At 72.4% G+C, this 22,492-nt stretch carries 16 protein-coding genes and 1 pseudogene; 4 read left to right on the forward strand and 13 right to left on the reverse strand.

Going from position 1 to position 22,492, the window contains the following annotated elements:
• Nucleotides 1-85: 85 nt before the first annotated feature.
• From ACZ79I_RS35450 to ACZ79I_RS35465, 4 genes and pseudogenes are all read right to left on the reverse strand, one after another.
• Nucleotides 86-346 (reverse strand): annotated as a pseudogene (locus tag ACZ79I_RS35450) (transposase); the annotation flags it as partial.
• Nucleotides 347-360: 14 nt separating this feature from the next.
• Nucleotides 361-1,347 (reverse strand): hypothetical protein, encoded by a 987-nt coding sequence (locus ACZ79I_RS35455; protein ID WP_471503177.1) that lies wholly within the window; start codon nt 1,345-1,347, stop codon nt 361-363.
• Nucleotides 1,348-1,595: 248 nt separating this feature from the next.
• Nucleotides 1,596-2,741, reverse strand: a complete 1,146-nt coding sequence (locus ACZ79I_RS35460) for a tetratricopeptide repeat protein (RefSeq protein ID WP_471503179.1) — start codon at nt 2,739-2,741, stop codon at nt 1,596-1,598.
• Between the two features lie 29 nt (nt 2,742-2,770).
• Nucleotides 2,771-6,097: a CHAT domain-containing protein gene (locus ACZ79I_RS35465; RefSeq protein ID WP_471503180.1), complete on the reverse strand. Its 3,327-nt coding sequence runs from the start codon at nt 6,095-6,097 to the stop codon at nt 2,771-2,773.
• 95 nt (nt 6,098-6,192) lie between these two features.
• On the opposite strand from ACZ79I_RS35465, the gene ACZ79I_RS35470 reads away from it, so the two are divergent.
• From ACZ79I_RS35470 to ACZ79I_RS35480, 3 genes are all read left to right on the forward strand, one after another.
• Nucleotides 6,193-6,597 carry a hypothetical protein gene (locus ACZ79I_RS35470; RefSeq protein ID WP_471503182.1) on the forward strand — a complete coding sequence of 135 codons (405 nt, stop codon included), beginning with the start codon at nt 6,193-6,195 and terminating at the stop codon, nt 6,595-6,597.
• Nucleotides 6,594-7,502: a hypothetical protein gene (locus tag ACZ79I_RS35475; protein WP_471503184.1), complete on the forward strand. Its 909-nt coding sequence runs from the start codon at nt 6,594-6,596 to the stop codon at nt 7,500-7,502. Before ACZ79I_RS35470 ends, ACZ79I_RS35475 begins: the two co-directional genes overlap by 4 nt.
• A 218-nt stretch (nt 7,503-7,720) precedes the next feature.
• Entirely contained in the window at nt 7,721-8,131 is a 411-nt protein-coding gene (locus tag ACZ79I_RS35480) for a VOC family protein (protein ID WP_471503186.1), read from the forward strand.
• 334 nt (nt 8,132-8,465) lie between these two features.
• Here the strand turns inward: ACZ79I_RS35480 and ACZ79I_RS35485 are convergent, their stop codons facing one another.
• From ACZ79I_RS35485 to tkt, 7 genes are read right to left on the reverse strand one after another with little or no spacing between them, the layout of a single operon-like run.
• Nucleotides 8,466-9,077, reverse strand: coding sequence for a histidine phosphatase family protein (locus tag ACZ79I_RS35485; protein ID WP_471503188.1), 612 nt, complete (start codon nt 9,075-9,077; stop codon nt 8,466-8,468).
• A 9-nt stretch (nt 9,078-9,086) separates the two neighbouring features.
• Nucleotides 9,087-9,965: a phosphogluconate dehydrogenase (NAD(+)-dependent, decarboxylating) gene (gene gnd / locus ACZ79I_RS35490; protein ID WP_471505418.1), complete on the reverse strand. Its 879-nt coding sequence runs from the start codon at nt 9,963-9,965 to the stop codon at nt 9,087-9,089.
• Between the two features lie 15 nt (nt 9,966-9,980).
• Nucleotides 9,981-11,624 (reverse strand): glucose-6-phosphate isomerase, encoded by a 1,644-nt coding sequence (gene pgi, locus ACZ79I_RS35495; RefSeq protein ID WP_471503190.1) that lies wholly within the window; start codon nt 11,622-11,624, stop codon nt 9,981-9,983.
• Entirely contained in the window at nt 11,617-12,576 is a 960-nt protein-coding gene (gene opcA, locus ACZ79I_RS35500) for a glucose-6-phosphate dehydrogenase assembly protein OpcA (protein ID WP_471503192.1), read from the reverse strand. Before opcA ends, pgi begins: the two co-directional genes overlap by 8 nt.
• Nucleotides 12,573-14,300, reverse strand: coding sequence for a glucose-6-phosphate dehydrogenase (gene zwf / locus ACZ79I_RS35505; protein ID WP_471503194.1), 1,728 nt, complete (start codon nt 14,298-14,300; stop codon nt 12,573-12,575). Before zwf ends, opcA begins: the two co-directional genes overlap by 4 nt.
• Nucleotides 14,297-15,442 carry a transaldolase gene (gene tal / locus ACZ79I_RS35510; protein ID WP_471503196.1) on the reverse strand — a complete coding sequence of 382 codons (1,146 nt, stop codon included), beginning with the start codon at nt 15,440-15,442 and terminating at the stop codon, nt 14,297-14,299. Before tal ends, zwf begins: the two co-directional genes overlap by 4 nt.
• Nucleotides 15,443-15,461: 19 nt before the next feature.
• Complete coding sequence (tkt, locus tag ACZ79I_RS35515) at nt 15,462-17,555, reverse strand: transketolase (protein ID WP_471503198.1); 2,094 nt, start codon at nt 17,553-17,555, stop codon at nt 15,462-15,464.
• Nucleotides 17,556-17,701: 146 nt separating this feature from the next.
• Between tkt and ACZ79I_RS35520 the strand changes: the two genes are divergently transcribed.
• A complete protein-coding gene (locus ACZ79I_RS35520; RefSeq protein WP_471503200.1) occupies nt 17,702-18,589 on the forward strand; it encodes a helix-turn-helix domain-containing protein in 888 nt (295 codons plus the stop codon).
• Between the two features lie 72 nt (nt 18,590-18,661).
• On the opposite strand, the gene ACZ79I_RS35525 is transcribed toward ACZ79I_RS35520, so the two are convergent.
• Together ACZ79I_RS35525 and ACZ79I_RS35530 are read right to left on the reverse strand one after the other, a co-directional pair.
• Nucleotides 18,662-20,065 carry a glycoside hydrolase family 16 protein gene (locus tag ACZ79I_RS35525; RefSeq protein ID WP_471503202.1) on the reverse strand — a complete coding sequence of 468 codons (1,404 nt, stop codon included), beginning with the start codon at nt 20,063-20,065 and terminating at the stop codon, nt 18,662-18,664.
• A 302-nt stretch (nt 20,066-20,367) separates the two neighbouring features.
• On the reverse strand, nt 20,368-22,482 hold the full coding sequence (locus ACZ79I_RS35530; RefSeq protein ID WP_471503204.1) for an MMPL family transporter: 2,115 nt from the start codon (nt 22,480-22,482) through the stop codon (nt 20,368-20,370).
• Nucleotides 22,483-22,492 lie beyond the last annotated feature (10 nt).

The raw sequence follows: 22,492 nt of genomic DNA on the forward strand, positions 1-22,492 counted from the left end.
TGTGCCGAGGCGGGGTATCTGGCCCGGTGCCTTGGCGTCGGTGATGTGCCAGGGCAGGCAGGAGACCACGCGGCGCCCGGCGACGACGGGCGGTGCCGTAGCGGCGGGTGGCCGTGGTGGTCACCGCCTGCTCGGCGTCCCAGGTGGCGGGGTCGCCGACGACGAACTCGCCGCAGTGCTTGGGCGGCCGGCCCACGGCCGGGTCGGCCAGGGCAGACTCCGCGGGGGTCGGCGCCGGGCGGCGCATCACCCGGTCCGAGCGGAGCCGGCCGAGGACCTGCACGGGCAGGTCGGCCAGCAGGTGGACGATGCGCGGGGCGTCGTAGCCGGCGTCCATCACCACCAGAGGCACCCCCCCGATCAGGATCGCGGGGCCCACGGGTCGTCGTGCTCCGCTGGATCAGGCTGTTCGGGGTGGAGCATCTCCCGGACGCAGCGCTGCAGTCCCGTCTCGCTGGATCCGCCCGCGGCGGCCATCCAGGGCAGGTCGTCCATGGCGTGGGCACGCTCGTCGGTGGCGAGGCCATCAACGGTCGGTCGCAGGTCGTCAGGGGCGGGTTCGTCGGTGAGGCAGAGCCAGCCGATCGCGGCGGCCAGCCGGGCCTCGGACGCTTGCGTGCGGTCCCGCCAGCGTTCTCGCATCCACACGGTGGTCGGCTGGTGGGGGTGGGTGCGGGTGACTTCGGCTGTGGCGAAGACCAGGGCGGCGCGGACGATCGGGTCCTGCTCGGCGCCGAGCCGGGTGCGGAAGGCTGCACGGACCGCGTGATCGAGGTCGGTGGCGGTGGCCAGGGCGTAGGAGGCGCGGATCCGGATCGCAGCGTTGGGGTCGTGCAGAAGAGGCTTTAGGAGGGTGGCGTCGGCGGTGATCGCGGCCCGGGCGGCGGCAACCGACCAGCCCGCCGGGTAGCCGGTCACCTCGACGCCGTAGTCGTCGTAGAGGTCGTCGTACCGGGGGTCGGCTCGGTGGAGCAGCAGTTCGCCGCGGGAGGCGACGCCGAAGTAGCGGGCGCGCGCCGGGGAGGAGACTTCAGCGAGCGCTTCGGCACGGTAAGGGTGGTGGGTGTCGGCGGCGATCCGGATCAGGAACGGCACGGCAAGCACGGCGGCCGCTCGCATGTCGTTGGCGCACATGCCGCTCACAACACCCGTTCCGGCGCGAACGGGCGAGCCGCCGGTGTGGAGCAGGTGAATGGCCTCCCTGACGTGATCCCCCTGCGGGAAGTTCTCCCAGGGGACTTCGTCGAGCAGGAATCCGTCCTTGACCTCGGGCCGTATGGCGGCCACCAACGCACGCACATCGAACGGCCCACCCACGAACGAGGACAGGTCTGCCCCGTCCGTCAACGCCCGGCACATCGCGAACGTTGGATCGGTTCGCCACTCGCCCACGTCACATCACCCCACCGCTCGGTCCGATCGGAATAGATCATGCCCGAGCGAACGACATCGATGATGAGGCACTTCCTGGCACTGCAGGGGCGACCGCGAGGCCGGCGTTTCTGCAGGCAGCCCGAGCGGACGCGTGATCTCAGGCCCGCCTGGTCGAAGCTGGGCGCTAAACGACCTCTGAGCAAACGTCGTCTGCCGGGGCACTAGGCCGGGTTGTCGCGCAGCCAGTCGAGGCGCTCGGCGGCCTTGCGGACCAGAGGGTGGCCGGGGCCGAACACCCGGCGGTAGCCGTCGAGGCAGCTGCTCAGCAGCTGGGCCGCCTCCCGATGTTGCCCGGCGTCGATCAGGACGTTCGCCAGGTTGTCCCGGGCATGGAGGGCGTCGGGATGGGTGTCGCCGCGCAGCCGGACGGTGCCGGCCTCCACCTCGCGCAGCACGACCACGGCGTCCGCGTAACGGCCCATGGCGTGCAGTACGGCGGCGAGGTTGTTGCGGATCGAGAGGGTGTCCCGGTGGTCCCGGCCCCTGGCACGCTCGTACTCGTCCAGGACGGTGCGCAGCACCTCGTGCGCCTCCTCCAGGCGGCCGAGCCGGCACAGGGCGGCGCCGAGGTTGCCCCGCGCGCCGAGCAGGGCGTCGTCGTCGCGTTCGCTCCGCCGCCGAAGCCGGCCGATCAGGTCCCGGAGTTCCCGTTCGGCCTCCTCCCAGCGGCCCGCCTTGATCAGGGAGATCGCGTGGCCGTTGGCGGCGGCCAGCGTATCGGGGTGGTCCGGGCCGAGCGCGCGCCTGTGGCGTTCCAGGACGTCCCTGCGCAGCGCGGTGGCCTCCGGCACGCGCGCCAGGCCCTCCAGCACCTCGGCGAGGCGGACGGCCGAGGCGAGCGTGTCGGGATGGTCACGGCCCAGCAGTTCGCCACGACTGGCCCAGACGCTCCGCCACACCTGCTCCGCGGTGCGCAGTTCGCCCATCGTCTGGAGCAGCCCCGCCAGGTCGGCGGCGGTCGTGAGGGTGTCCGCGTGCACATAGCCGAGCACCTCGGCCTGCGTCCGCACCAGATCCGTCAGCCGCTCACGAGCCTCCTCACGGCGCCCCTCCACCTGCCCCAGCACCCGGGCGTAGTCGCGGAAGGCGGCCAGCGTCTCGGGGTGGTCCGGGCCGAGACGCCGGAGGGTGGCGTTGGCCTTCATGGCGAAGTGTTCGTCGGCGGGGATGGGGACCCGGGCGATCTCCTGCTCGGTCCCGTCCGGGCCCGTGAGCGTGGCGACCCACTCGGCAGCCGGCGGGAACTCGGGCTCTCGCCCGGGTGGGTCCTCGGGTGTCTTCGAACGGCTGCGCCACCATCGGGCCATGCCGAATCAGCTCCCTCTCCATCGGTTCCTCAGGGGCCGGAGTGCACATGGGCGGCCCACAGGCTGGGCGTGCGGGGGAAGGCGGCGCGGCACTCCCGTACGGCGTGGTGCAGTGCGACGGCGCTCCGCGCGGTGTCGAGGCCCGCGGAGCCGGCGGACCCGCCGTCGTGCAGCCGGCGGTAGAGACTCCTCGTCACCCGCACCGCCACCGCGTCGTGCACCGGCCAGAGGGTGCCGATCACATGGGGGTAGCCGGCGACCTGGAACGCCGAGGTGATGTGGATGGACTCGTCCGCCAGCCGTTCGGCGCCCCGCGCGGTCTCACAGGCCGACAGGACCGCGAGGCGCGCCCGCAGCAGCTCCAGCCGGGAGATCCGGTGGGCCGTCAACGGCTCTCGCTGGTGGTCGTGCACGAGCAGGCGCGCGTTCGACGGATCGTCCGGATCGCTCACCGCGTGGCAGGCGAAGTGTGCGTAAGGGTGCTCGGGCAGCGCCCGCACCACCCGCGCGAGCGTCGCCTCGGAGCCGGTGATCAGGTCGCACGGCAGGATCTTCGCCAGTTCGGCGACTTCCCGCCGGGCACCGTGCAACGGCCGGACGCCGGGCGTGTCGGGCTGTGCCACCGCCAGCAGACGGCCGGGTGGCACAGGCCCCGCCGCCCGGGCCCGGGCGTACGCCAGGGTGCGCACGGTCGGTGTGTAGGAGGAGATCACCCGGTCCAGGACGGCCCGGTCCCCGTCGTGGTAGCCGGCCGCGTGCAACGGCAGCGCGGCAAGCGCGCCGCCGGGCGACCACCACAGCCGCGGCCAGTCGTCGCCGGACGGCGCGTCGAGCAGACCGAGGCGGGCGAGAACGGGTTCGGCGACCCGGTCCCACGTCCAGCGCAGCACCTCGCCGACGGTCCGCTGGGCCTGCCGTTCCACGGCGGGGTCGGTTGCCGCCGCAAGGGCGCCGTCCAGCCGGGCCACCTGCTGTTCCAGCACTGCCGGAGTCACCCCGGGCAGCGGCACCACCAGCAGCCCGTCCGGCCGCAGGACCAGCGCGTCGCTGCGGTATGCGCTGCAGTACGCGAGCACCACCGGCCCGCGAGCGGCGCACGCCAGCAGGCGAGTGAGCGTCGGTGCCGCGAGGAAGTCGGCGAAGCCGGGCAGTGCGCGGATCCGTGTGACGAGCCGTTCCCACTCCGCGGCCAGTCTGTGCCGTTCGTCGGAGGACGGCTGCTCCCGCTCCTGCCCGTTCAGAGCGTCCAGCGCGTTGATGCGGTCCCGCAAGCGGAGGAACGTCCCGGCCAGTTCCGGGTGCGCGCCGCGCAGCCGCTCCCACTCGCCACGCGCCGAGACGGCTTGCCAGAGCAGCACCCCCCGGGCCTGCTCCAGCAGCAGAACGGCCAGTTCCGGCTCCCCGGCGTTGACGGCGCACGCCGCCGCTTCGGCGGCCAGCCCGTGCACCCCCGCGAGCCGGTGCTCCTGGTCGCTGCGCGCCAGCCGCCGCGTGACGCTGAACGGCAGCAGCTCCACCGCCAGCCGGTATCCTCGCAGCGCCTCCTCCCAGCGGCCCCCGTCCGCCGCGGCCGCGCCCCAGTCCCAGGCCGCCCCGATCCGGCGGTCGGCCGGGAGGGCACCGATCGCGGCCACCTGCCGGTAGGCGTCTTCGGCCGCCAGCAGTACGCCCGGATCGCCGTCGGCTTGGTGCAGGGAGCGCAGGGCGCTCGCGTACGTCTGCAGATGGTTCGCGTGTTCGGCCTCGTTGCCGGAAGGCGCCCACGCCGCCCGGCCGAGCGTGGTGACCGCCTCGGCCAGCACGGCCGGGTCCTCGTCGGCCCGCGCCTTGGTGAGCAGCGCGCCGCCGAGGTTGTGCAGCAGCACGGGCAGTTCCCGGTCGCCGTACGCCGTGGCGTCGGCGGCCCGCCTCAACAGCGAGATCCCCTCCTCGAGGTCGGGCGGATCACCGGCCGCGGCGTGCCGCTTGGACAGAGCGTTGGCGAGGTGATTGGCCCGGACGGTCCACTGCGGGCTGTCCTCCGGGGTGCCGGCCAGCACCTTGCGGGCCACCGCGACGGCCTCGGCCGCCACCGAGGCGTCCCCGGTCCGGTCGTACCAGGTCTGGAGGATCACCCCCAGGTTGGCCAGATGACCCGTGGAATCCAGTGGCGCGGCAAAGGCCCTGACAGCCTGCCGGGCCAGGTCGGCGGCCTCGCGCAGGGCGTCCAGGTCGCCGGTCTGGTGGTAGCGCTCGCGCAGGGCGACCGCGAGGTTCGCCACAGGTCCGTCGATCCGCCCGGGCCCGCTGCCGGCCACGGCCTCCCGCAGCGCCTCGACGGCCTCGTCCAGCAGCGCCGCGTCTCCGGTCTGCTCGCCGAGCCGGTGCAGGGCGTTGCCCAGGCTGTTCAGCCTCAGCACCCGGTGCCGGCCGGGCGGCGTGTGCCGGACCGCCGCCCGCAGCAGGTCCACCGACTCACGCAGCACCGCCGTGCCGCCGCCGTGCTCGGCGGCCAGCCGCAGCGCCACGCCCAGTCCGGTCAGCGCCTGCAGCCGCTGCGGGTGGTCCGCCTGCCCCGGGGCCTCCGCCAGGGCCGTCCTGGCGACGCGGAGCATCTCGTCGACGGCGGACTCGTCGGACGAGACCTCCACCCACGTCCGCAGCGCCGAGCCGAGGCCGTCCAGCACGGAGGCGCGATCGCGCGCCCCGGGCGGGCTCTCCGCCAGTGCCGCGCGCCGCAGGCCGAGTCCCTCGCGCAGCGCCCGCAGGTCCCCCGTCAGGCCGAAGCGGTGCTCCCTGGCCAGCGCGAGACCGTCCATGGTCGTCGGGCGCTCCGTGTCACCGGGCGGCAGTTGGCCCAGCGAACGCTGGAACGCGCTCTCCGCCTCCGCCAGGTCGCGCGGGTCGCCCATCTCCTCGTACCGGACGTTGAGCAGCCGGCCGAGTGAGTACAGCGCCATCGCACGGTTCTTGCTTCGCTCCTGCGGTATGGCCACCGCCCGCCGCAGCGCACCGGCCGCCCGGTCCAGGTCCTCCCGGCGCCGCCCGTGGTCGAACCGGTAGCCCAGCGCGACTCCGAGGAAGACCAGGTCCTGCTCCGCCGCGTCCTTCCCGGTCACCGCCGCGCCGGTCAGCGCGATCAGCTCGTCCCGGTCGCGGTCGTCGTCGAACGCCCGCCACCGAAGCCACAGGCACGCACGCAGGTTCGCCTCGCAGCTCCTGCGGCCGACTTCGTCCAACGGCCCGCGCAACGCGGCCCGGTACCCCTCGACCGCCTGGTCCAGATCCCTCCGGTCGCGCGTGCGGTGGAACCGCCGGACCCGCGCGTTTGCCGACTCCACCGGATCCGGCGGAGTGGCTTTGTCCCCGTACGACATGACCGGCCCCCGTGTGCCGAGATGACACTCCACGATATCCAACGGCCCGGAGAAGCACGGTCGTTATGCTGACCGTACGGCGGAGGGAGACAGCGGTGAGGGAACCCGGACCGGGCCACGAGCGGCTCGGGGAACTGTGCCGCAGGCTGATGGCGACCCCGGCCGAGCTGACCGCGGACGCGACGATGCGGCAGCTCGTCGACCACATCCTCGCCGAGCTGCGCGGCGGCCGCAGCCCCGAGGAACTGGAGGACTCCTTCGACGAGGTGGAGGAACTGCTCCTCACCGCCGGGCACAGCGCCGGCCTCGGCTCCTACCGCACCGCCTCCGGCCTGTACGACCGCCTCCCGGGCGCGGGCCACGGCCACCCGCCGCTGTATGTGCTCGCCTGCCCCCTCGGCCACTGCGCACGGGTCGAGGCGCCCGACCCCGACGCCGGTGGGCCGCCGCGCTGCCAGGTCTTCGGCCAGCCGCTGCGCGAGATCACCCTGCGGCCGTGACCGCCTTCCTCAGCACGCTCGGCGGCCGGCTCGCCGAACGCTGGATGTCGCTGCTGACGATCCCCGGTCTGGTCTACCTGGCCGCGCTCGCCACCGCCGTCACCCTCGGCCAACGCCACTGGAACGACACCGGACGCCTGCGCGCCCGACTCGACTCCCTGGCCACCGCCCCCGGCGCCCACAGCCCAGGCGCCATCGCGGTGGCCGTGCTCGCCGTCCTCGCCGCCGCGGCGGCCGTCGGAGCCGCCGTCCAGGTGGGGGGAACGTGGTGCGAGAAGGTCTGGCTGATCGACACCCGCGGGCCCGTCACCCGCCGGCTGACGGCTCGTCGCCTGCGACGCTGGCAGGACGCCGACAGCGCCTACCGCGCCGCGCTGGTGGACGCCGGGCGCGCCACGATCGCCGGTGCCGACGACGCCGGCCCGCTCACCGAGTCCACCGAACGCCACTACGCCGCCCGTGCCCGCATCGCCCTCACCACGCCCCGCCACGCGTTCTGGACCGGCGACCGGATCACCGCGCCCGAACACCGGGTCTGGCGCGCCTACCGGCTCGACCTCACCGTTGCCTGGCCCCATCTCTGGCTCCTCGCCCCCGATGGCACCCGCGCCGAACTCACCGCCGCCCGCACCGCCTTCACCTCGGCCGCTCGCCTGCACGCCTGGGCCGCGGCCTATCTCCTGCTCGGCGCCTGCTGGTGGCCCGCCGCGGTCATCGGCCCGCTGGCCGCCGCGACCGCGGCCACCCGCGGCCGCGCCGCCGCCTCCACCTTCGCCGACCTCGTCGAAGCCCTGACCGACCTCCACGGCAAGGAACTGGCCCTGGCTCTGGGCATCCCGTGCGACGGCGGCCTCACCCGCGAGGTGGGCGCGATGATGACGCGCGCCCTGACCAAGCCCGGCTAGGGCCCGCCGGGAAAGCCCCGCCTGCCCTCCGGGCGGACGGCGGGGATGTGACGACGGCCCTAGGTCCTGCGACGCAGGGCGGACGGCCGATGGTCCGGGCGATCACGGCTCTCCTAGGCTCTCGACGGGGCCCCGTCCGTCCTTCGTCTCGTCCGTCCTTCGTCCCGCCCGCTCTTCGTCCCGCCCGTCCTTCGTCCCGTCCGTGAGGAGAGCCGCCCATGCCCGTCGGCGGTCACAGCCACATCCGTATCGCCCGCCCCTCCCGGAACCTGGCCGCGGCCGAGCGGTTCTGGACCGGAGGGCTCGGACTGTCGGTGGTGTACCGGGCGGAGGGCGGTGTGCGGCCCGGCGAGCACGATCTGCTGATGCTCGGGTGGCCGGAGGCCCCCTGGCACCTGGAACTCGTCCATGAGGCCGCCCGTCCCGTCGAGCCGTGCCCCACCGAGGAGGACCTGCTCGTCCTCTACCTCGACGAGCCGGTGCCGGAGGACCTGGTGGCCCGTCTGGAGGAGCACGGCGGCCGGAGGGTGCCCTCGCCCAACCCGTACTGGAACGAGTGGGGCGTCACGATCGAGGACCCCGACGGCTACCGGCTGGTGCTGTGCCGTCGGGCCTGGTCCAACACATAGGAGGCGGCCTGGTCCCGGGTCCCGGTGACCTGTGGACGCCCGGTGCGCCCGGCGGTACCGCACACCGGGCGCAGGGCCCCGCACTCCTGGCCGGACCTCGTCACCTTCCCGTCTGCCGTGCGACGCCGTGCACGCTCCCCGAAGCTCTTCGAGCAGGGGCACGGCACCCCCACTCGCCGCACCGGGCCCGGACCCACGTACATCCAGTACGTGGGTCAGGCCCGGCACGCCGAGAGCACGCTCCCCCACGCTCGGCTGCGCTCGCGCGGGCGGTGCCCCCACGACGCCGCGCGGACCGCCCTTCGGGCGGACGACGGGAATGTGACGACAGGGCCTAGCCGCGCCCGGGGAAGGTCCCCGGCTCGTTCCAGGACGCGATCACATGGTTGCCGTGCTCCGTCGACAGCCGGCTGATGGTGCCCGTCGCAAGCTGGAAGTACCGCCCCGCGTCCGGCGGGAGGCCGAGACGACGGGCCGTGAGCACGCGCAGGAAGTGCCCGTGGGCCACCAGCACCACATCGCCGGGGTGATTGCACAGGGCGGCGTCCACCCGGGACAGGACGCGGTCGGCCCGCACGCCGACCTCCGCCGGCGACTCGCCGGGGTGACCGTCGGGACCGGGCGGTACCCCGTCGTACCACAGCACCCAGTCGGGCCGGGTGCGATGGATCTCACGGGTGGTCAGCCCCTCGTAGGCCCCGTAGTCCCACTCGTGCAGGTCGAGGTCGGTCTGCGCGCCGGCCAGGCCCGCCAGCTCCGCGGTCCGCACCGCCCGGTGCAGCGGACTGGTGAGCACGAGGCCGAACGACTGCGCGGCGAAGAACGGCGTCATGGTCTTGGCCTGCTCCTCACCGCGTCGGGTGAGCGGGAGATCCGTCCAGCTGGTGTGCTGCCCGGTCACGGTCCACTCGGTCTCCCCATGACGGACCAGGATGACGTCGCCCATGGTCCGGGCCTACTTCGCGGACTCGACGGCGTGGCCGCCGAACTGGTTGCGCAGCGCCGCGATCATCTTCATCTGCGGCGAGTCGTCCTGCCGGGACGCGAACCGCGCGAACAGCGACGCGGTGATCGCCGGCAGCGGCACCGCGTTGTCGATGGCGGCCTCCACGGTCCAGCGTCCCTCGCCGGAGTCCTCCGCGTAGCCGCGCAGCCGGTCCAGGTGCTCGTCCTCGTCGAGGGCACCGACCGCGAGGTCGAGCAGCCAGGAGCGGATGACCGTGCCCTCCTGCCAGGAGCGGAAGACCTCGCGGACGTTGTCCACGGAGTCGATCTTCTCCAGCAGCTCCCAGCCCTCGGCGTAGGCCTGCATCATCGCGTACTCGATGCCGTTGTGGACCATCTTCGAGAAGTGGCCCGCCCCCACCTTGCCCGCGTGGACGAAGCCGTACGGCCCCTCGGGCTTGAGCGCCTCGAAGACGGGCTTCAGCCGCTCGATGTGCTCCCCGTCGCCTCCGACCATGAGGGCGTAGCCGTTCTGCAGGCCCCACACGCCGCCCGAGACGCCGGCGTCGACGAAGCCGATGCCCCTGGCGCCCAGCTCCTCGGCGTGCTTCTGGTCGTCCGTCCAGCGGGAGTTGCCGCCGTCGACCACGGTGTCGCCGGGGGAGAGCAGGCCGGCGAGCTCGTCGACGACGGACTGGGTGGCGGCGCCGGCCGGGACCATCACCCAGACCACGCGCGGGGCTTCGAGCTTCTCCACGAGTTCGGTCAGACTGCTGGCATCGGAGATGTCCGGGTTGCGGTCGTATCCGATGACGGTGTGGCCCGCGCGGCGGATCCGCTCGCGCATGTTGCCGCCCATCCTGCCGAGACCGACCAGACCCAGTTGCATCGTTGTCATGTCAGTTCACTTCCTGAGTGTGCGGTACGCGGCCACGAGGGCGGCGGTGGAGGGATCGAGGCCAGGGACGTCCGTGCCGCCGGTCAGCGCGGGCTCGACCCGCTTGGCGAGGACCTTGCCCAGCTCGACACCCCACTGGTCGAAGGAGTCGATGTGCCAGATCGCGCCCTGGACGAACACCTTGTGCTCGTAGAGGGCGATCAGCTGGCCGAGGACCGACGGGGTCAGCTCGGTGGCCAGGATCGTGGTGGTGGGGTGGTTGCCGCGGAAGGTGCGGTGCGGCACCTGCTCCTCCGGCACCCCCTCGGCACGGACCTCGGCGGCGGTCTTGCCGAACGCGAGCGCCTGGCCCTGCGCGAACAGGTTGGCCATCAACAGGTCGTGCTGCGCCCTGAGTCCACCGCTCAGCTCGTCGACCGGGTTGGCGAAACCGATCAGGTCGGCCGGGATCATCCTGGTGCCCTGGTGGAGCAACTGGTAGTAGGCGTGCTGGCCGTTGGTGCCGGGCGTGCCCCACACCACCGGCCCCGTCTGCCACTCCACGGGGTGCCCGTCGCGGTCCACCGACTTGCCGTTGGACTCCATGTCCAGCTGCTGCAGGTAGGCGGTGAACTTGGACAGGTAGTGCGAGTACGGCAGCACCGCGTGCGACTGGGCGCCGAAGAACGAGCCGTACCAGATGCCCAGCAGGCCCAGCAGCAGCGGGGCGTTGGACTCGGCGGGCGCGGTGCGGAAGTGCTCGTCGACGGTGCGGAAGCCGTCGAGCATCTCCCGGAAGCGGTCGGGGCCGATGGCGATCATCAGGGACAGGCCGATCGCCGAGTCGTACGAGTAGCGGCCGCCCACCCAGTCCCAGAACTCGAACATGTTGTCCGGGTCGATGCCGAACCCGGCGACCTTCCCGGCGTTCGTCGACAGGGCGACGAAGTGCCGGGCGACCGCCTTCTCCTCGCCCAGCCCCTCGACGAGCCAGGAACGGGCCGAGGTCGCGTTCGTGATCGTCTCGATGGTGGTGAAGGTCTTCGACGCGACGATGAACAGCGTCTCCGCCGGTTCCAGGTCGCGGGTGGCCTCGTGCAGGTCGGCGCCGTCCACGTTGGAGACGAAGCGGACCGTCAGGTCGCGGTCGGTGCAGGAGCGCAGCGCCTCGTAGGCCATCGCCGGGCCCAGGTCGGAGCCGCCGATGCCGATGTTGACGACGTTCTTGATGCGCCTGCCGGTGTGCCCGGTCCACTCGCCCGAGCGGACCTTGTCCGCGAAGGCGGCCATCTTGTCGAGCACGGCGTGCACCCGGGGCACCACGTTCTCCCCGTCCACCTCGATCACCGCGTCCCGCGGGGCGCGCAGCGCGGTGTGCAGGACCGCGCGGTTCTCCGTGGTGTTGATCCTGTCACCGCGGAACATGGCGTCGCGCAGCCCGAACACGCCGGTGGCGGTGGCCAGTTCCTGGAGCAGGGCGAGCGTCTCGTCGGTGATCAGGTGCTTGGAGTAGTCGATCAGCAGGTCGCCGACGCGCACCGTGTAGCGCCGGGCCCGCCCGGGGTCCCGGTCGAACAGCTCGCGCAGATCCGGGTGGAGCAGTGCCCCCGCGCGGTGGTCCTCCAGGGCCGTCCATTCCGGCCGGTGGGTGAGCCTGGGGCTGTCAGACATGAGTGCGGTTCTCCTTCGCGCCCGTGGGGGCGTTCTTGTGTGAGCCCTTGCCGCGCAGGGCGATGGCGTACATCTCGTCCGCGTCGAGGCGGCGCAGCTCCTCCGCGATCAGTTCGGAGGTGGTGCGCACCTTCAGCGCCATGGTCCGCGAGGGCTGGCCCGGAAGGCTGAGCGTGGCCAGCGGGCCCTCCGGGCGGTCGATGACGACCTCGCCCTTCTCGGTGCCCAGCCGGACCGCCGTGACGACGGGTCCCGCGGTGACGATCCGCTCGACGGGTACCCGCAGCCGGGCCTCCAGCCAGCGGGCCAGCAACTCGGCGCTCGGGTTCTCGGCCTCGCTCTCGACGGCCGCGGAGATCACCTCCGCACGGGCCTGGTCGAGCGCCGCGGCCAGCATCGACCGCCAGGGCGTCAGCCGGGTCCAGGCCAGGTCGGTGTCGCCCGGCGCGTAGGAGGCGACCCGGGTCTCCAGCGTGGTCAGCGGGGCCTCGACGGCATACAGGTCGGTGATCCGGCGCTGCGCGAGGGCGCCCAGCGGGTCCCTGGCAGGGGTGTCGGGCGCGTCCACCGGCCACCACACGACGACGGGCGCGTCCGGCAGCAGCAGCGGCAGGACCACCGAGTCGGCGTGGTCGGACACCTCGCCGTACAGCCTCAGTACGACGGTCTCGCCGGTGCCGGCGTCCGCGCCCACCCGGACCTCGGCGTCCAGGCGCGAGGACGTGCGGTCACGCAGGGTGCGGGAGTGCCGCTTGATGACGACCAGGGTGCGCGAGGGGTGCTCGTGCGAGGCCTCCTCGGCCGCCTTGATCGAGTCGTACGCGTTCTCCTCGTCGGTCACGATGACCATCGTCAGGACCATGCCCACGGCGGGGGTGCCGAGGGCGCGGCGGCCCTGCACCAGCGCCTTGTTGATCTTGCTTGACGTGGTGTCGGTCAGGTCGATCTTCATGGCCTGCGCCAGCTCCGTCCGTCTCGTGCGAGCATCTTGTCGGCCTCCTCGGGGCCCCAACTGCCCGAGGGGTACTGCGCGGGCCTGCCGTGCGCGGCCCAGTACTCCTCGACAGGGTCGAGGATCTTCCAGGATTCCTCCACTTCCTCGGTGCGCGGGAAGAGGTTGGCGTCGCCGAGCAGTACATCCAGAATCAGCCGTTCGTACGCCTCCGGGCTCGACTCGGTGAACGACTCGCCGTAGGCGAAGTCCATCGTGACGTCCCTGATCTCCATCGAGGTACCCGGTACCTTCGAACCGAAGCGGACCGTCATGCCCTCGTCGGGCTGCACCCGGATGACGATCGCGTTCTCCCCGAGCTCCTCGGTGGCGGTGGTGCCGAACGGCGAGTGGGGCGCCCGCTGGAAGACCACTGCGATCTCGGTCACCCGGCGGCCGAGACGCTTGCCGGTGCGCAGGTAGAACGGGACGCCTGCCCAGCGGCGGTTGTCGACCTCCAGCCTGAGCGCCGCGTATGTGTCGGTGGTGGACGCCGGGGCGATGCCCTCCTCCTGGAGGTAGCCGCGCACCTTCTCTCCGCCCTGCCAGCCGGGGGCGTACTGGGCGCGCACGGTGTGCCGGCCGAGATCCTCCGGCAGCCTCACCGATGTGAGGACCTTCAGCTTCTCCATGAGGAGCGATCCGGCGTCGAAGGACGCGGGCTCCTCCATGACGGTGAGGGCGAGCAGTTGCAGGAGGTGGTTCTGGATGACGTCTCGGGCGGCGCCGATGCCGTCGTAGTAGCCGGCGCGGCCGCCGATGCCGATGTCCTCCGCCATGGTGATCTGCACATGGTCGACGAACGACCGGTTCCAGACCGGCTCGTACATCTGGTTGGCGAAGCGCAGCGCCAGGATGTTCTGGACGGTCTCCTTGCCGAGGTAGTGGTCGATGCGGAAGACCTGGTCCGGCCCGAACACGTCGTGCACGATCGTGTTCAGCTCGCGTGCGCTGGCCAGATCGTGGCCGAACGGCTTCTCGATGACCGCACGCCGCCAGGATCCTTCCGGAGCGTCCGCGAGGCCGTGCCTCTTGAGCTGCCGGACGACGTCCGGGAAGAACTTCGGTGGCACGGAGAGGTAGAACGCGTAGTTGCCGCTGGTGCCGCGGGAGGCGTCCAGTTCCTCGACGGCGGACCGCAACTGCTTGAAGGCGGAGTCGTCGTCGAAGTCCCCCGGAACGAACCGCATGCCCTCGGCGAGCTGCTGCCACACCTCCTCGCGGAACTCGGTGCGGGCGTGCTCGCGCACGGCGTCGTGCACCACCTGGGCGAAGTCCTGGTCGGCCCAGTCGCGCCGGGCGAACCCGACCAGTGAGAAACCCGGCGGCAGCAGACCGCGGTTGGCGAGGTCGTAGACGGCCGGCATCAGTTTCTTGCGGGACAGGTCGCCGGTGACGCCGAAGATGACCAGGCCGGAGGGGCCGGCGATGCGCGGCAGGCGGCGGTCGCGGGGGTCGCGCAGGGGGTTGCTCCAGGCGGAGACGACGGCGGGGGTGGAGGCGGAGGCGGACGCGGGGACCGGTGCCCCGGTCTCCCGGGCCTTCTCGGCCTCCCGGGCCTTCTCGGTCTCCCGGGCCGCCTCGGTCTCCCGGGCCTTCTCGGTCCCCCGGGTCTCCTCGGCCGCCGGGGTGTCCCGGTCCCGCGCGGACCGTACGACTGTCGTCGTGGGACGCTGCGTCCTCATTCCCCGTCAACTCCCTTGCTCCTCAACGAGCCCGCCACGGCGTCCAGCAGGTCCCGCCAGGCCGCCTCGAACTTCGCGACACCCTCCTCCTCGAGTCGCCTCACGACCTCGTCGTACGGGATTCCGAGCCGCTCCACGGCCGCGAGGTCCGCACGGGCCTGCGCGAAACCGCCGGTCACGGTGTCGCCCCGGATGTCACCGTGGTCGGCGGTGGCGTCGAGGGTGGCCTCGGGCATGGTGTTGACGGTGCCCGGCGCGACCAGCTCGTCGACGTACAGCGTGTCCTTGTAGGCCGGGTCCTTCACACCGGTCGACGCCCACAGCGGGCGCTGCCTGGTGGCCCCCGCTCCGGCGAGGGCGAGCCACCGCTCGCCGGCGACGACCTCCCCGTACGCCTCATAGGCGAGCCGCGCGTTCGCCAGCGCCGCCCGGCCCCTGAGCGCCAGCGCCTCGTCCGTGCCGGCCCTCGCCAGGCGCCTGTCGATCTCGGTGTCGACACGGGAGACGAAGAAGGAGGCGACGGAGTGGATGGCGGACAGGTCGAGACCGGCCTCGCGGGCCTTCTCCAGCCCCGCCTGATAGGCGTCCATGACCTCCCGGTACCGCTCCAGCGAGAAGATCAGCGTGACATTGACGCTGATGCCCTGGCCGATGACCTCGGTGACAGCCGGAAGGCCGGCCCTCGTCGCCGGGATCTTGATCATGACGTTGGGCCGGTCGACGAGCCATGCCAGCTGCCTGGCCTCGGCGACCGTGGCCGTGGTGTCGTGGGCGAGCCGCGGGTCGACCTCGATGGAGACCCGGCCGTCCCTGCCGTTCGTCGCCTCGTACACGGGCCGCAGGATGTCGGCGGCGGCGCGGACGTCGGCGGTCGTCATCATGCGGACCGCCTCCTCGACGCTCACGCCGCGCACGGCCAGGGCGGCCAGCTGCTCCTCGTAGCCCTCCCCGGAGCCGATGGCCGCCTGGAAGATGGAGGGGTTGGTGGTGACGCCCACCACGTGCTTCGTCGCGACGAGTTCGGCGAGGCTGCCCGACGCGATCCGCTTGCGGGACAGGTCGTCCAGCCAGATCGACACGCCCGCGTCGGACAGGCGCTCCAGGGGTCCCGCGGCTGTGGTTGCTTCGGTCACAGTGATCATCTTCTTTCCGGGTACCGGATCAACCGCGGACGGCGGCGAGGTCGGTGGGGGAGCCGAGCACGGCCCGGGCGGCGGCGGCCACGTTCTCGGGGGTGAAGCCGTACTCGGCGAACAGGGTCTCGGCGTCGGCGGAGGCGCCGAAGTGCTCCAGGGAGACGATGCGTCCCCTGTCGCCGACGTAGCGGTACCAGGTGAGCGCGATGCCGGCCTCGACCGCCACACGCGCCGTCACCGACGGCGGCAGGACACGCTCGCGGTAGTCGGCGGGCTGCTCCTCGAACCACTCCACGGACGGCATCGACACCACCCGGGTGCCCACGCCCCCGGCCTCCAGCAGTTCGCGCGCGGCGACGGCGAGCCGCACCTCGGAGCCGGTGGCGATGAGGATGACGTCCGGGATCCCGGTGGAGGACTCCTGGAGGATGTAACCGCCCTTCGCCGCCTCGGGGTTGGGCGCGTACACGGGCACGCCCTGGCGGGTCAGCGCCAGACCGTGCGGAGCCGGGTTCGTGGAGTGCCGCTTGAGGATCTCGGCCCAGGCGATGGCGGTCTCGTTGGCGTCGGCGGGGCGGACGATGTTCAGGCCGGGGACGGCGCGCAGCGAGGCGAGGTGCTCGACGGGCTGGTGGGTGGGGCCGTCCTCGCCCAGGCCGATGGAGTCGTGGGTCCACACGTACGTCACCGGCAGCTGCATCAGTGCGGACAGGCGGACGGCGTTGCGCATGTAGTCGGAGAACACGAGGAAGGTGCCGCCGTAGACGCGGGTGTTGCCATGCAGGGCGATGCCGTTCATCTCCGCGGCCATGGCGTGCTCGCGGATGCCGAAGTGGATGGTGCGGCCGTAGGGGTCGGCCTCCGGCAGCGGGTTGCCCCCGGGCAGGAAGGAGCTGGTCTTGTCGATGGTGGTGTTGTTCGAGCCGGCCAGGTCCGCCGAGCCGCCCCACAGCTCGGGGATGACCGCGCCCAGCGCCTGCAGCACCTTGCCCGACGCGGCCCGCGTGGCGACGCCCTTGCCCGCCTCGAAGACCGGAAGCGCCCGCTCCCAGCCCTCGGGCAGCCTGCCGGCCACGATCCGGTCGAACAGCTTCGCGCGCTCCGGCCGGGCCCCGCGCCACTGTGCGATCCGCTTGTCCCAGGCGGCGTGTGCCTCGGCGCCGCGGTCCAGGGCCCGGCGGGTGTGGGCGAGGACCTCGTCGGCGACCTCGAAGGTCCCGTCCGGGTCGAAGCCGAGGAGGCGCTTGGTGGCCGCGACCTCCTCCTCGCCCAGGGCCGAGCCGTGCGCGGCCTCGGTGTTCCGCGCGTTCGGGGCGGGCCAGGCGATGATCGTGCGCATCGCGATGATCGAGGGCCGCCCGGTCTCCGCCTGCGCCGCCCTGAGCGCCGTGTACAGCGCACGCACGTCGATGTCCTGGTTCTCCGCGGGCTCGACGCGCTGGACGTGCCAGCCGTAGGCCTCGTACCGCTTCAGCACGTCCTCGGAGAAGGCCGTCGCCGTGTCGCCCTCGATGGAGATGTGGTTGTCGTCGTAGAGGAAGACCAGATTGCCGAGCTTCTGGTGGCCGGCGAGGGAGGACGCCTCGGCGGAGATGCCCTCCTCCAGGTCGCCGTCGGAGACGATCGCCCAGATCGTGTGGTCGAAGGGGGAGGTGCCCTCCGGGGCGCCGGGATCGAACAGGCCGCGCTCGTAGCGGGCGGCCATGGCCATGCCCACCGCGTTGGCGACGCCCTGGCCCAGCGGACCCGTGGTGGTCTCGACCCCGGCGGTATGGCCGTACTCGGGGTGGCCGGGCGTCTTCGACCCGTGGGTGCGGAACGCCTTGAGGTCGTCCAGCTCCAGTTCGTAGCCTGCGAGGAAGAGCTGGGTGTACAGGGTCAGCGAGGTGTGGCCGGGGGAGAGGACGAAACGGTCACGCCCGATCCATTCAGGGTCGGCGGGATCATGTCGCATCACCTTTTGAAAGATCGTGTACGCGGCTGGAGCCAGGCTCATGGCGGTGCCCGGGTGGCCGTTGCCCACCTTCTGCACCGCGTCGGCCGCGAGAATACGGGCCGTGTCCACGGCGCGGCGGTCGAGATCGGTCCATTCGAGCCCGTCTGTGCTCTGCGCACTCATCTTCAAGAAGTCCTCACTGGATGGGGATCGCTGGCAGAACGGCTTCAAAACTAAAAGTCTGACTTTTGCCGGGGAAGGTGCCCCTGTGTCAGCCTTCGGTGAAAGTGGGACAGGGGTGGCGGCACCGAGGGCGGCGCGAGAAGGACATGGCGGACGAAACCAGGCAAGACGGCGACGGGATCAGGACGTACCCCTTCCCCGTCGATCTGAGCGTCTGCGGCGTCGGTATGCAGGTGGGCCCCATGGAGCCCGGGAGCGCCTGGCAGCCGGCCGCACCGCCCGGCCGCGTCCACCGCATCGACTTCCACGTGGTGATGCTCTTCACCGGCGGCCCCGTGACACACATGGTGGACTTCGCCGAGTACGAGGCGGCCGACGGCGACCTGCTGTGGATCCGCCCCGGACAGGTCCACCGCTTCTCCCGGGGGAGTGAGTACCGCGGAACCCTCCTGACCATGCAGCCCGGTTTCCTGCCGCGCTCCACGGTCGAGGCCACCGGTCTGTACCGCTACGACCTGCCGCCCCTGCTGCGTCCCGGACCGGACCAGCTCGCGGGACTGCGGGCATCGCTCGCCCAGCTCCAACGCGAGTACGAGGACACCGCCACCCTGCCGCTGGGCCCGCACACGGCGGTGCTGCGCCACTCCCTCACCGCGTTCCTGTTGCGCCTCGCGCATCTCGCGGCGAGTTCCGCCGAGGCGGCCCGCCTGCGGTCCGACACCGCCTTCACCCGCTTCCGGGACGCGGTCGAGCAGGACTTCGCCACCAACCACAGCGTCAGCGCGTACGCCGACGCGCTCGGCTACTCCCGCCGCACCCTGGTCCGCGCCGTCCGCGCCGCCACCGGTGAGACGCCCAAGGGCTTCATCGACAAGCGCGTGATCCTGGAGGCCAAGCGGCTGCTCGCCCACACGGACCTGCCGATCGGCCGGGTCGGCGCCGCCGTCGGCTTCCCCGACCCGGCGAACTTCTCCAAGTTCTTTCATCAGCACACGGACACGACACCGGCGGCCTTCCGGGCGGAACTGAGGTGAGGAAGTCCGGGCGGAGGCAAGGGAAAAGGGGGTGGGCCCCGGTACCGGGACCCACCCCCTCGGCGCTGACCGTCAGTGGCCGAAGCCGAACCAGTTCACGTTCACGAAGTCGGCCGGCTGGCCGCTGGTGAAGGTGAGGTACACGTCATGGGTGCCGGTGACGGAGGTGATGTTCGTCGGGACCGTCCGCCAGCTCTGCCAGCCGCCCGTATTGGCCAGCGCGAAACTGCCGACGGGTGCGTTCGAGCGGCTGTCCAGACGTACCTCGACCAGTCCGCTCACGCCGTTCGCCGCACCGCTCGCGACCCGCGCGTTGAACTGGGTGGCCGCGGTGGAGCCGAAGTCGACCCCCTTGTAGAGGGCCCAGTCGCCGTTCGCCAGGAAGCCGATGTCCTGGCCGCCGCCGGTGTCCGTGGTCGTCTCGGCCACCACGCCGGACTGGGCGTCGTACGACTCGGCCTGGATCGCGCTGTACGCGTCGCGGTTGCCCGACGGCGGCGGCGTGGTACCGCTCCCACCGCCCGAGGACTGGAGCACCTGCACATAGTCGACCACCATCGGGTGGCCGGGCTCCGTGCCGCTGTCCGGTCCGCCGCCGAAGGCCCCGGGGAAGCCGCCGCCCATCGCCACGTTCAGGATGATGAAGAAGCCGTGGCTGGTGGCGTTGGCCCAGGTCGTCGCGTCGACCTGGTTGGCCCTCACCGTGTGGAAGTTGACGCCGTCGAGGTAGAACCGGATCTCCTCGGGGCTCGTCGAGCGGTCCCACTCCATCGCGTAGGTGTGGAAGCCGGCCTGGCAGGTCGTCCCGCTGCAGGACGTCGAACCGCCGATGCCCGACGTCTCGTTGCAGGGGCCGCCCGGGTTGGTGCCGCAGTGCATCGTGGCCCAGTCGGTGTTCAGGCCCTGGACGTTCTCCATGATGTCCAGTTCGCCGACGCTCGGCCAGTTCTGGTAGTTGCCCCGGAACGGCGCGCCCAGCATCCAGAACGCCGGCCAGTAGCCCTTGGCGGCGGCACCGGTGACGTTCGGCATCTGGATCCGGGCCTGGACGCGCAGCGTGCCGCCGGCCGGGGGCTGGAAGTCGGTCCGGTTGGTCTCGATGCGGCCCGAGGTCCAGTTGCCCGACGCGTCCCGGCGCGGGGTGATGAGGAGGTTGCCGTTGCCGTCCAGCGACACGTTGCCGGTGCTGGAGGTCATCGTCTCGACCTCGCCGGTACCCCAGTTGGCGGCGCCGCCCGGATAGCTGGTCCCGGTGTCGTACTGCCAGTCGGCCGTGTTGACGCCGGAGCCCGCCGCCCCGTCGAAGTCGTCGAGGAAGACCTGGGTCCAGCCGGCCGGGGGAGTGGGGGCGGAGGCGTTCGCGGGCGGGGTGAGGGCCGTGGCGGCGGCAACGGCCAGCCCCATCGTGCCGAGCACGGCGACGAGTACGCGCCTGAGGGGGCGGCGTCTCACGGGTGTGCCGGAAGTGTCCTTCATGGGCTGCCTCTTCGGGTACGGAGTGGGGGTGTGCGGGCGCACATGAGAGCCACAACGGTGCGCGAGGTGTCGTGAGAGCGCTCTCAGGCCGCGCGGCCAATGTGCTCTCCGATACTTCAACCGTCAAGAGGTAAAGCCGAGAAAGTCCCTGCGCGGTACGGGAGTTCAGGCGCTGAAGGCGGAGACGTGGCGTGTGCCGCCGGAGAGCGCTTCCGCCGCGGGGTCCGCCCCGATGGGCTCCGGCCGTGGCCGACGCGGTCCCTCCCCGCCCCTCGGCGGCGACGGACCGCGTCGGCCGGTGGTCAGGAGCCGGCGACCCGGGCCGTCACGGGAGTCACCGGACGCGTCTCCTCCTCCCGCGGCCCGAACCGTTCGTGCGCCCGGCTCAGGACCCGCGGCGCCCACCAGGCCCGCCGCCCCAGCAGCGCCATCGTCGCCGGGACGAGCAGCATCCGTACGACGGTGGCGTCGATCAGCACCGCGAGGGTCAGACCGAGGCCGATCTGCAGGATGGGGGAGAAGCCGCCGGTCATGAAGGCGCCGAAGACGACGGCGAGCAGCAGGGCGGCGCAGGTCACCACGCGGCCCGACCGGCGCAGGCCGCTGACCACGGCCTCCTGGTCGTCACCGGTCAGCCGCCGGGCCTCCCGCATCCGGCCGAGGATGAACAGCTCGTAGTCCATGGCGAGTCCGAAGGCGATCGCGATGATCAGCGGCGGCGCCGTCAGGCTCAACGCGCCCAGACCCTCGGCGCCCAGCACACCCGCCAGATGGCCGTCCTGGAAGACCCACACCACCACGCCGAGCGCCGCGCCCAGACTGAGCAGCGTCGTCGCGATGGTCCGCAGCGGTATCAGCACCGAGCCGGTGAACGCGAACAGCAGCACGACGATGCCCGCCAGTACGGTCACAGCCGCCCAGGGTGCCCGGTCGGCGAGCATGGCGCGGAAGTCGACCAGGCGGGCCGCCACTCCGGTGACCCGCACCGGCTCGGTGCCGCGTACCTCCCGTACCTTCCGCACCAGGCCGGTCGCCGCCACGCCGTCCACGCTCCCGGCCGGGGGCAACTCCAGCACGGTGGTGCCGCCCGGGAGCAGGCGGGTGCGGGCGCCCGGGGCCAGGGCCCGGATCCGGTCGCCCGTCGCCGGGTCCGTGCCCGGTTCGAGGACCACGGTCACCGGCGAGACCCCCGTACCCGCCGGGAAGTGCGCGTCCACCGTGTCGTACAGCTGCCGCGCCTCGGTGCTCCGGGGCAGTTGCGTGGCGTCGCCGATGCCGATCCTCATGCCGGTGACGGGCAGCGCGAGGACGAGCAGCACGGGAACGACCGCCGCCGCCACGGCGATGCGGCGCCGGGCCGCGAAGCGGGCCACCCGGGCGAAGAACCGGCCCTCCTCGCGCTGTCGTCCGGGCCGCGCCGGAGCGATCCTGGCACCGAACCGGGTGAGCAGCGCCGGCAGCAGGGTGATCGCGGCCAGCATGTCGACCACCACCACCGCGGCCACCGCCAGGCCCATGCTGCGCAGGAACGTGCTGGGGAAGACCAGCAGACCGGTCAGGCTCACCGCCACGGTCAGCCCGGAGAACAGCACGGTCCGTCCGGCCTGCGCGACCGTCCGGTGCACGGCCTCCACGACGTCCTCGGTGCGGCGGCGCTCCTCGCGGAAGCGGACCAGCATCAACAGGGCGTAGTCCACGGCGAGTCCGAGTCCCAGCATGGTGGTCACCTGGATGGCGTAGACGGAGATGCCGGTGACCTGACTGAAGGCGAACAGCGCCAGGAACGCCCCCGCGATCCCGCTGACCGCGATCAGCAGCGGAAGCCCGGCCGCGCGCAGCCCGCCGAACACCACCAGCAGCAGGGCGAGAACGAGCGGCAGCGAGATCAACTCGGCGTTCCGCACGTCCTCCTGGGCGCGCTCGCCCAACTGCCTGCCCAGCAGCGGACCGCCGCTGACATGCACGTCCGGCGCGTCGACCTGCTTGATGCGGGCGGCGGCGGCGTCCACCGCCCTTTCCTCGGCGTCGTCGTCGAGGCCGCCCTTCAGGGTGACGGGGATGATCAGCGCCCGTCCGTCGCGTGCGGTCAGACCGCGGGTGGTGTAGGGGTCCGGTACCGCGGCGACCCCGGCGATGGTCCGGACGTCGGCGACGGCCCGCTCGACCTGGGCGCGCAGCCCGGCCCCGGTGACCGGGACACCCGCGACGACGCCGGTGAACGACTCGCCGGCCGGGTCGATCCGGTCGAGGTACTGCGCGGCCCGTTCCGACTCGGTGCCCGGCACGTCGGGCACGTCGTCGGAGAGCCGCCCGAAGACGCCCGTCCCGAGCCCGAAACCGAGCAGCAGGAAGAGCACCCAGGCGAGGATGACGGTCAGCGGACGGCGGGTCGCCGCCCGGGCGAGTGTGGCGAGCACGGTCCCTCCC

It is taken from the genome of Streptomyces sp. PSU-S4-23 (assembly GCF_055632315.1).

Coding starts and splice junctions, on each gene's coding strand:
- ACZ79I_RS35460 (WP_471503179.1), bottom strand. CDS start 2,741: ATGGCCCGATGGTGGCGCAGCCGTTCGAAGACACCCGAGGACCCACCC.
- ACZ79I_RS35465 (WP_471503180.1), bottom strand. CDS start 6,097: ATGTCGTACGGGGACAAAGCCACTCCGCCGGATCCGGTGGAGTCGGCA.
- ACZ79I_RS35480 (WP_471503186.1), top strand. CDS start 7,721: ATGCCCGTCGGCGGTCACAGCCACATCCGTATCGCCCGCCCCTCCCGG.
- ACZ79I_RS35485 (WP_471503188.1), bottom strand. CDS start 9,077: ATGGGCGACGTCATCCTGGTCCGTCATGGGGAGACCGAGTGGACCGTG.
- gnd (WP_471505418.1), bottom strand. CDS start 9,965: ATGCAACTGGGTCTGGTCGGTCTCGGCAGGATGGGCGGCAACATGCGC.
- pgi (WP_471503190.1), bottom strand. CDS start 11,624: ATGTCTGACAGCCCCAGGCTCACCCACCGGCCGGAATGGACGGCCCTG.
- opcA (WP_471503192.1), bottom strand. CDS start 12,576: ATGAAGATCGACCTGACCGACACCACGTCAAGCAAGATCAACAAGGCG.
- zwf (WP_471503194.1), bottom strand. CDS start 14,300: ATGAGGACGCAGCGTCCCACGACGACAGTCGTACGGTCCGCGCGGGAC.
- tal (WP_471503196.1), bottom strand. CDS start 15,442: ATGATCACTGTGACCGAAGCAACCACAGCCGCGGGACCCCTGGAGCGC.
- tkt (WP_471503198.1), bottom strand. CDS start 17,555: ATGAGTGCGCAGAGCACAGACGGGCTCGAATGGACCGATCTCGACCGC.
- ACZ79I_RS35520 (WP_471503200.1), top strand. CDS start 17,702: ATGGCGGACGAAACCAGGCAAGACGGCGACGGGATCAGGACGTACCCC.
- ACZ79I_RS35525 (WP_471503202.1), bottom strand. CDS start 20,065: ATGAAGGACACTTCCGGCACACCCGTGAGACGCCGCCCCCTCAGGCGC.